The 10,089-nt window shown below is 45.5% G+C and carries 4 protein-coding genes and 4 rRNA genes (1 of these 8 cut by a window edge); 6 read left to right on the forward strand and 2 right to left on the reverse strand.

What is annotated here, in order from left to right; genetic code table 11:
- The first annotated feature begins 2 nt into the window (after window positions 1-2).
- Together AC3ISB_RS01305 and AC3ISB_RS01310 are read left to right on the forward strand one after the other, a co-directional pair.
- Window positions 3-836 (forward strand): CheR family methyltransferase, encoded by an 834-nt coding sequence (locus AC3ISB_RS01305; protein ID WP_480340394.1) that lies wholly within the window; start codon window positions 3-5, stop codon window positions 834-836.
- A gap of 263 nt (window positions 837-1,099) precedes the next feature.
- A complete protein-coding gene (locus AC3ISB_RS01310) occupies window positions 1,100-2,242 on the forward strand; it encodes a PP2C family protein-serine/threonine phosphatase (protein ID WP_452454374.1) in 1,143 nt (380 codons plus the stop codon).
- Window positions 2,243-2,356: 114 nt separating this feature from the next.
- Here AC3ISB_RS01310 and AC3ISB_RS01315 read toward each other — a convergent pair whose 3' ends face one another.
- Window positions 2,357-2,527, reverse strand: a complete 171-nt coding sequence (locus tag AC3ISB_RS01315; RefSeq protein WP_096340795.1) for a CsbD family protein — start codon at window positions 2,525-2,527, stop codon at window positions 2,357-2,359.
- 80 nt (window positions 2,528-2,607) lie between these two features.
- Complete coding sequence (locus AC3ISB_RS01320) at window positions 2,608-3,366, reverse strand: alpha/beta hydrolase (protein ID WP_489275355.1); 759 nt, start codon at window positions 3,364-3,366, stop codon at window positions 2,608-2,610.
- A gap of 637 nt (window positions 3,367-4,003) precedes the next feature.
- Between AC3ISB_RS01320 and AC3ISB_RS01325 the strand changes: the two genes are divergently transcribed.
- From AC3ISB_RS01325 to AC3ISB_RS01340, 4 genes are all read left to right on the forward strand, one after another.
- Window positions 4,004-5,554: ribosomal RNA gene (locus tag AC3ISB_RS01325) — 16S ribosomal RNA — on the forward strand.
- Window positions 5,555-5,729: 175 nt separating this feature from the next.
- Window positions 5,730-8,662 (forward strand): 23S ribosomal RNA (locus AC3ISB_RS01330).
- 66 nt (window positions 8,663-8,728) lie between these two features.
- Window positions 8,729-8,844, forward strand: a 5S ribosomal RNA gene (rrf, locus tag AC3ISB_RS01335).
- Between the two features lie 531 nt (window positions 8,845-9,375).
- A 16S ribosomal RNA gene (locus AC3ISB_RS01340) occupies window positions 9,376-10,089 on the forward strand; it runs 837 nt beyond the window's last position.
- The 16S, 23S and 5S rRNA genes sit together here, the layout of an rRNA operon.

Below are 10,089 nucleotides of genomic sequence, written 5' to 3' on the forward strand. Positions count from 1 at the left end.
GCATGAAGGATACTTTAACGATTGAGGAAAGAGAAGATTTAGAAATCGAATTATTGTTAGAGGCCATTTATTCCGTTTCTGGCTTTGACTTTCGCAAATATATGCGTTCTTCAATAAAAAGAAGAGTTGAAAATAGAATGAGACTGGACCATGTTCGCAGGATTAGCGGAATGATTGAAATGGTTTTATATGATAAAGGGTATGTTGAGAAGCTTTTGAAGGATTTTTCAATAAATGTCACTGAAATGTTTCGCGATCCGGATTTCTTTAAAGCCTTTCGTTTAAATATTGTACCGCTCCTGAAAAAACTTCCTGAAATCAGAATTTGGCATGCGGGATGTTCGACCGGTGAAGAAGCCTTTTCCATGGCGATCATCCTCAAGGAAGAAGGACTTTATGATAAGGCGAGGATTTACGCCACTGATATGAATGATGAAGTCCTCCGTCATGCGGAAAAAGGAATATTACCTTTAAATAGAATGCAGTCTTATACGAAAAACTATTTGCAAGCTGGAGGTAACCAGGAATTTTCGGAGTATTATACAACCGATTATCAAAATGCTTATCTTGATTCGAATCTCCTTAAAAACATTGTGTTTTTCCAGCATAATTTAGTTACTGATGGTTCGTTCAATGAGTTTCATATCATCATGTGCCGGAATGTGATGATTTACTTTACCGGTGAATTGCAGACCTATGTTAATCAGTTGTTTTATGACAGTCTTTGTAAAGACGGCTTCCTTGCGGTTGGCAGCAAGGAAACACTTCATACATCATCCTTTTCGGAAGATTATGAGGACTTTGACTCAAAGGAAAGAATTTATCGGAAATTGTAAAAAGAAAGAGTTCGCATATAAGCGGACTCTTTCTTTTTAATTTAGTGCATTATTTTTCACTTTTTTTGCATTTCTATGTTTAAGGTATCGGAAGAAGGGGTATATAAAATGAGTTGGTCTCCATGTAAAATCGCTGCCATGGTTTATTATTATTAAATGAGACTGAACTTCGTTATAATATTTAAGGGAGTTTTAGAACGTACCGATCCATATAATGAAGATAAATGTTGCCGCTCGATATAAGCCAAAAGGGGAATGAAAGAATGACGATTTTAATCGTAGATGATAACCAGGTTAACCTTTTCGTTATAGAGAAAATTCTAAAACGAGCTGGCTATACGGATTTTCTATCATTAACTTCAGCTGTTGAGATGTTTGAATATTTACAGGTGGATAGTCCGCAACCTAAAGAGACTTCAGTTGATATCATTCTGCTTGATATCATGATGCCGGAGATCGATGGGATAGAGGCGTGCAGGAGACTTCAAAGTATTCCACACCTTAGAGATATACCCGTCATTTTTGTAACCGCCCTTGAAGATTCAAATAAGGTGGCCGAGGCACTTGATGTTGGTGGAATTGATTATATAATGAAGCCTATCAATAAAATAGATTTACTTGCGAGGATTCGCGTAGGGTTAAGACTTAAATATGAAAAAGATTGGCATAAAATGCAGGATGAAAAAATCCGCAATGAATTGGATCTTTCCATGCAGGTTCAAAGCAGCTTATTAAGTGAACCCATTATAAATGACCACTTAACTATAAGGGCATCATACTTACCTGCGAATAAATTAGCAGGGGATATGTACTATTGGCACCGCATCGATGAAAATCGGTATGGGATCATCCTGTTGGATATGATGGGGCATGGTATATCCGCCTCACTTGTGTGCATGTTCATTTCCTCCGTATTGAGGGATGCCATCAGGACACATACAGATCCAGTGGCAGTAATAAACGAAATGAATCGCTGGATGAGTACCCTTAATAAAGAAGATAATCAAGTGCATTATTATTTTACCGCGATTTATATGATCATTGATACAGAGCAAAAGACAGTGGAATATGTGAATGCCGGACATCCTCCGGGATTTGCTTTAATGGACAATGGAAAAGTGGCCTCACTTTCAAAAGGGACATGTCCTGTTGGGTTCTTCACCGAAATGAAAATAGAGAAATCCGTCATTCATTATGAAGAGAAGATTCAGATTATGCTATTTACGGATGGAGTCATGGAAGCAATAGATCGAGAAGGGACGGAAGGACTCGACCAAATAAAAGAAGCGGTCTCGACGAGCTGGTTTGATTGTAAAGAATCTCCCCCTATCGATTTTTTGATGTCCCCGGAAATGCAGCAAGATCAACCTGATGATATGTGTGTTGTTGTTATTCAAGCAAATTGAAGAAGGAAGAGGCGGCAGATTATCTGCCGCCTCTTCTCTATAAAAGGGGGGTCACTTTTATATGAAATGAGAATGTTCGTTTAGAGAGAGAATCCTCTATTCGGTTATTTGCAATTAACGGTCATTTTTCAATTTACTAATGCCATCTTGGAGATTGCCTTTTAATTTGTCGACTTTACCTTCTGCTTGTAAGTGAGGATCATTTTTCGCGTTTCCGACTTGGTCTTTCGTTTCACCTTTAACTTTATTTACAGCACTTTTTACTTTGTCTGATAAACCGCTCATTATGTTACCTCCTTTTTCTTTATATGCTATATATACCCATGAAGTGTATGGGTAAACCTGATTTTTATGGAGAAAGGAGTTTAAGAAGCGATTATTGCCCTTTTGCTTAACCTTTGAATGAACTGATATGACCGATCAATGATATGATCTTTGTCATGATCCAACGAGGCCACATGATATGAATTTTCAAGGGGCGCCATCTCCTTATCACCGGACATGACAGTATCGTAAATCTGATAGGAACACGAGTCTGGTACAACGTGATCTTCTGGAGAATGGAAGATAAGTATCGGGCATGCAACGTCTACTAGTTTTTGACTGGTATGTTCCATTATATCGAGCAATTGATTAATTGCTTTTGCCGGAACTTGGTCATATGTGATTTCTTTAGTTGTATCGTCTTTTATGTCAGGCTTGCCTTCAGGAACGAAGCGCGGAACCGATTGTTTACGATATTTTTCATATTCAGGAACTTGGAGAGCGGCATTGATGGTGAGAATTCCATCACAAGCCACTTTTGTCGCTAAATCGAGAACAAGGGCGCCTCCCATTGATTGTCCGATGGCGAATACATGGGTGCAGGTTCGCTTTAATTTTGCATAAGCCATTTCAACATCTTGTATCCATTCCTGATAATGACTCGTTTCCATTTCATATTCATCCGTTCCGTGGCCCGCCAGTCGAGGAGCGAAGACAGTGAAGCCTTTGGCGGCGAATTTTTCACCTAAATACCTTACGCTTTGTGGCGTTCCATTAAAACCATGGCAAATAAGAATGCCGATAGAATTGCCGGGTATGATAAAAGATTCCGCACCTGGTATTACCATTGCTGCTGTCATATTCCCATCTCCTTTAAATTAGCTAAGTTTTATTGAAAGAAAGTTTATAAATAAAATTAACTATTCCGATTATTTTACTTGGTTATATAATAGCATAATGAAAATTGTGAAGTCAACTTGGTTATATTCCAAAATTCATTGTCATTAAGAGGCATTAAAAAAGGATAAAGATACTTAGTAGGTCTATTCCATGTATCGTTGCCATTCTTTCTATTATATAAGTACTGTCTTGGAATTTTTGATAAATTGAAGAAGCTTATAACCGGTGCAAGATATAAATATAAGAAATGGAGAAAAAGGCATTGACATTAAAGTGAAATGGGATTAATATAAATAAGCACCAACTTTACGAACGAAAAACTTCATCACTTTCGGCAGATTGCTGAAAGAAATAACTATTGACTTCTTACTATGAAAATGATAAGATGAAATGGTCGCTGAAAAACACAGCGATTTAAAATAAGTTAAAAACTTCGCAGAAGTTGACAACTAATCAATAAAGTGTTATGATGAATAAACAGCCGTTCGAAAGAATGATTGTAAAATTGCTCTTTGAAAACTGAACAAAACAAAGCGCCAACGTTAAATTTTAAGTGAGCACACACTATCAAAAAAGCAAATGAGCAAGTCAAACATTTCTTCGGAGAGTTTGATCCTGGCTCAGGACGAACGCTGGCGGCGTGCCTAATACATGCAAGTCGAGCGAATCGACGGGAGCTTGCTCCCTGAGATTAGCGGCGGACGGGTGAGTAACACGTGGGCAACCTGCCTATAAGACTGGGATAACTTCGGGAAACCGGAGCTAATACCGGATACGTTCTTTTCTCGCATGAGAGAAGATGGAAAGACGGTTTACGCTGTCACTTATAGATGGGCCCGCGGCGCATTAGCTAGTTGGTGAGGTAATGGCTCACCAAGGCGACGATGCGTAGCCGACCTGAGAGGGTGATCGGCCACACTGGGACTGAGACACGGCCCAGACTCCTACGGGAGGCAGCAGTAGGGAATCTTCCGCAATGGACGAAAGTCTGACGGAGCAACGCCGCGTGAACGAAGAAGGCCTTCGGGTCGTAAAGTTCTGTTGTTAGGGAAGAACAAGTACCAGAGTAACTGCTGGTACCTTGACGGTACCTAACCAGAAAGCCACGGCTAACTACGTGCCAGCAGCCGCGGTAATACGTAGGTGGCAAGCGTTGTCCGGAATTATTGGGCGTAAAGCGCGCGCAGGTGGTTCCTTAAGTCTGATGTGAAAGCCCACGGCTCAACCGTGGAGGGTCATTGGAAACTGGGGAACTTGAGTGCAGAAGAGGAAAGTGGAATTCCAAGTGTAGCGGTGAAATGCGTAGAGATTTGGAGGAACACCAGTGGCGAAGGCGACTTTCTGGTCTGTAACTGACACTGAGGCGCGAAAGCGTGGGGAGCAAACAGGATTAGATACCCTGGTAGTCCACGCCGTAAACGATGAGTGCTAAGTGTTAGAGGGTTTCCGCCCTTTAGTGCTGCAGCTAACGCATTAAGCACTCCGCCTGGGGAGTACGGCCGCAAGGCTGAAACTCAAAGGAATTGACGGGGGCCCGCACAAGCGGTGGAGCATGTGGTTTAATTCGAAGCAACGCGAAGAACCTTACCAGGTCTTGACATCCTCTGACAACCCTAGAGATAGGGCTTTCCCCTTCGGGGGACAGAGTGACAGGTGGTGCATGGTTGTCGTCAGCTCGTGTCGTGAGATGTTGGGTTAAGTCCCGCAACGAGCGCAACCCTTGATCTTAGTTGCCAGCATTCAGTTGGGCACTCTAAGGTGACTGCCGGTGACAAACCGGAGGAAGGTGGGGATGACGTCAAATCATCATGCCCCTTATGACCTGGGCTACACACGTGCTACAATGGATGGTACAAAGGGCTGCAAACCTGCGAAGGTAAGCGAATCCCATAAAGCCATTCTCAGTTCGGATTGCAGGCTGCAACTCGCCTGCATGAAGCCGGAATCGCTAGTAATCGCGGATCAGCATGCCGCGGTGAATACGTTCCCGGGCCTTGTACACACCGCCCGTCACACCACGAGAGTTTGTAACACCCGAAGTCGGTGAGGTAACCTTCATGGAGCCAGCCGCCTAAGGTGGGACAGATGATTGGGGTGAAGTCGTAACAAGGTAGCCGTATCGGAAGGTGCGGCTGGATCACCTCCTTTCTAAGGATAATTACGAGAGCGCTTTTGTTTTGTTCAGTTTTGAATGAGTAATTCATTCAAATAGGAAAGAGAAGCATCACGATGTGATGGATTCTTTCTGCTTTGTTCCTTGAAAACTAGATAATAGATAGAAGGCAATTAATTTTTTTCAAAGCATCTGTAAGACTTTTTTAACGGTTAAGTTAGAAAGGGCGCACGGTGGATGCCTTGGCACTAGGAGCCGATGAAGGACGGGACTAACACCGATATGCTTCGGGGAGCTGTAAGTAAGCTTTGATCCGGAGATTTCCGAATGGGGAAACCCACTGTTCGTAATGGAACAGTATCTTTACCTGAATACATAGGGTACTGAAGGCAGACCCGGGGAACTGAAACATCTAAGTACCCGGAGGAAGAGAAAGCAAACGCGATTTCCTGAGTAGCGGCGAGCGAAACGGAATTAGCCCAAACCAAGAGGCTTGCCTCTTGGGGTTGTAGGACACTCAACATGGAGTTACAAAGGAACGGGGTAAATGAAGCGACCTGGAAAGGTCCGTCGAAGAAGGTAAAAACCCTGTAGTTGAAACTTCGTTCCCTCCTGAGTGGATCCTGAGTACGGCGGGACACGAGAAATCCCGTCGGAAGCAGGGAGGACCATCTCCCAAGGCTAAATACTCCCTAGTGACCGATAGTGAACCAGTACCGTGAGGGAAAGGTGAAAAGCACCCCGGAAGGGGAGTGAAATAGATCCTGAAACCGTGTGCCTACAAGTAGTCAAAGCCCGTTAATGGGTAATGGCGTGCCTTTTGTAGAATGAACCGGCGAGTTACGATTTCATGCGAGGTTAAGTTGATGAGACGGAGCCGCAGCGAAAGCGAGTCTGAATAGGGCGAATGAGTATGAGGTCGTAGACCCGAAACCAGGTGATCTACCCATGTCCAGGGTGAAGTTCAGGTAACACTGAATGGAGGCCCGAACCCACGCACGTTGAAAAGTGCGGGGATGAGGTGTGGGTAGCGGAGAAATTCCAATCGAACCTGGAGATAGCTGGTTCTCTCCGAAATAGCTTTAGGGCTAGCCTCAAGATGAGAGTATTGGAGGTAGAGCACTGATTGGACTAGGGGCCCCCAACGGGTTACCGAATTCAGTCAAACTCCGAATGCCAAATACTTATTCTTGGGAGTCAGACTGCGAGTGATAAGATCCGTAGTCGAAAGGGAAACAGCCCAGACCACCAGCTAAGGTCCCAAAGTATACGTTAAGTGGAAAAGGATGTGGAGTTGCTTAGACAACCAGGATGTTGGCTTAGAAGCAGCCACCATTTAAAGAGTGCGTAATAGCTCACTGGTCGAGTGACTCCGCGCCGAAAATGTACCGGGGCTAAACGTATCACCGAAGCTGTGGATTGACACCATTAGGTGTCGATGGTAGGAGAGCGTTCTAAGGGCGTTGAAGTCAGACCGGAAGGACTGGTGGAGCGCTTAGAAGTGAGAATGCCGGTATGAGTAGCGAAAGAAGGGTGAGAATCCCTTCCACCGAATGCCTAAGGTTTCCTGAGGAAGGCTCGTCCGCTCAGGGTTAGTCGGGACCTAAGCCGAGGCCGAAAGGCGTAGGCGATGGACAACAGGTTGATATTCCTGTACCACCTATACATCGTTTGAACGATGGGGGGACGCAGAAGGATAGGGTAAGCGCGCTGTTGGATATGCGCGTCCAAGCAGTTAGGCCGGAAACGAGGCAAATCCCGTTTCCATTAAGGCGGAGCTGTGATGGCGAGGGAAATATAGTACCGAAGTTCCTGATTCCACGCTGCCAAGAAAAGCCTCTAGTGAGATGTAAGGTGCCCGTACCGCAAACCGACACAGGTAGGCGAGGAGAGAATCCTAAGGTGTGCGAGAGAACTCTCGTTAAGGAACTCGGCAAAATGACCCCGTAACTTCGGGAGAAGGGGTGCTTTTTAGGGTGAATAGCCCAGAAAAGCCGCAGTGAATAGGCCCAGGCGACTGTTTAGCAAAAACACAGGTCTCTGCGAAGCCGCAAGGCGAAGTATAGGGGCTGACACCTGCCCGGTGCTGGAAGGTTAAGGGGAGAGGTTAGCGCAAGCGAAGCTTTGAACCGAAGCCCCAGTAAACGGCGGCCGTAACTATAACGGTCCTAAGGTAGCGAAATTCCTTGTCGGGTAAGTTCCGACCCGCACGAAAGGTGTAACGATCTGGGCACTGTCTCAACGAGAGACTCGGTGAAATTATAGTACCTGTGAAGATGCAGGTTACCCGCGACAGGACGGAAAGACCCCGTGGAGCTTTACTGCAGCCTGATATTGAATTTTGGTACAGCTTGTACAGGATAGGTAGGAGCCTGAGAAGCCGGAGCGCTAGCTTCGGTGGAGGCGTTGGTGGGATACTACCCTGGCTGTATTGAAATTCTAACCCGCGCCCCTTATCGGGGTGGGAGACAGTGTCAGGTGGGCAGTTTGACTGGGGCGGTCGCCTCCTAAAGAGTAACGGAGGCGCCCAAAGGTTCCCTCAGAATGGTTGGAAATCATTCGTAGAGTGTAAAGGCACAAGGGAGCTTGACTGCGAGACCTACAAGTCGAGCAGGGACGAAAGTCGGGCTTAGTGATCCGGTGGTTCCGCATGGAAGGGCCATCGCTCAACGGATAAAAGCTACCCCGGGGATAACAGGCTTATCTCCCCCAAGAGTCCACATCGACGGGGAGGTTTGGCACCTCGATGTCGGCTCATCGCATCCTGGGGCTGTAGTCGGTCCCAAGGGTTGGGCTGTTCGCCCATTAAAGCGGTACGCGAGCTGGGTTCAGAACGTCGTGAGACAGTTCGGTCCCTATCCGTCGCGGGCGCAGGAAATTTGAGAGGAGCTGTCCTTAGTACGAGAGGACCGGGATGGACGCACCGCTGGTGTACCAGTTGTCTTGCCAAAGGCATAGCTGGGTAGCTACGTGCGGACGGGATAAGTGCTGAAAGCATCTAAGCATGAAGCCCCCCTCAAGATGAGATTTCCCATGGCGCAAGCTAGTAAGATCCCTGAAAGATGATCAGGTTGATAGGTCAGAGGTGGAAGCGTGGCGACATGTGGAGCTGACTGATACTAATAGATCGAGGACTTAACCAACGCTTTAAAAAAATGAAATACCTTCTTATTATTATCTAGTTTTGAAGGAACAACGTTCCTTTTATGTTTGGTGGCGATAGCGAAGAGGTCACACCCGTTCCCATTCCGAACACGGCAGTTAAGCTCTTCAGCGCCGATGGTAGTTGGGGGTTTCCCCCTGTGAGAGTAGGACGCCGCCAAGCCATTTAAAAAGATCAGCCATCCGGCTGGTCTTTTTTTGTTTCATAAGGTCATGAAAAAAGATGAAAACTTTTAAGGCTTTTTCATGATACCTTCAGCTCTGTCCAACTAATGTGTGTATTTTCCTTAAGCAAAACGTACCCTTGAAACCATTCTTGATCTTACTTTGAGAGAAGAAAATATTTATTGTGAAATGTGTTGACTTTATCGCAGGAAAAGATTAATATAAATAAGCACCAACTTTACGAACGAAAAACTTCATCACTTTCGGCAGATTGCTGAAAGAAATAACTATTGACTTCTTACTATGAAAATGATAAGATGAAATGGTCGCTGAAAAACACAGCGATTTAAAATAAGTTAAAAACTTCGCAGAAGTTGACAACTAATCAATAAAGTGTTATGATGAATAAACAGCCGTTCGAAAGAATGATTGTAAAATTGCTCTTTGAAAACTGAACAAAACAAAGCGCCAACGTTAAATTTTAAGTGAGCACACACTATCAAAAAAGCAAATGAGCAAGTCAAACATTTCTTCGGAGAGTTTGATCCTGGCTCAGGACGAACGCTGGCGGCGTGCCTAATACATGCAAGTCGAGCGAATCGACGGGAGCTTGCTCCCTGAGATTAGCGGCGGACGGGTGAGTAACACGTGGGCAACCTGCCTATAAGACTGGGATAACTTCGGGAAACCGGAGCTAATACCGGATACGTTCTTTTCTCGCATGAGAGAAGATGGAAAGACGGTTTACGCTGTCACTTATAGATGGGCCCGCGGCGCATTAGCTAGTTGGTGAGGTAATGGCTCACCAAGGCGACGATGCGTAGCCGACCTGAGAGGGTGATCGGCCACACTGGGACTGAGACACGGCCCAGACTCCTACGGGAGGCAGCAGTAGGGAATCTTCCGCAATGGACGAAAGTCTGACGGAGCAACGCCGCGTGAACGAAGAAGGCCTTCGGGTCGTAAAGTTCTGTTGTTAGGGAAGAACAAGTACCAGAGTAACTGCTGGTACCTTGACGGTACCTAACCAGAAAGCCACGGCTAACTACGTGCCAGCAGCCGCGGTAATACGTAGGTGGCAAGCGTTGTCCGGAATTATTGGGCGTAAAGCGCGCGCAGGTGGTTCCTTAAGTCTGATGTGAAAGCCCACGGCTCAACCGTGGAGGGTCATTGGAAACTGGGGAACTTGAGTGCAGAAGAGGAAAGTGGAATTCCAAGTGTAGCGGTGAAATGCGTAGAGATT

The sequence above is a fragment of the Peribacillus sp. GL_122 genome (assembly GCF_057835005.1).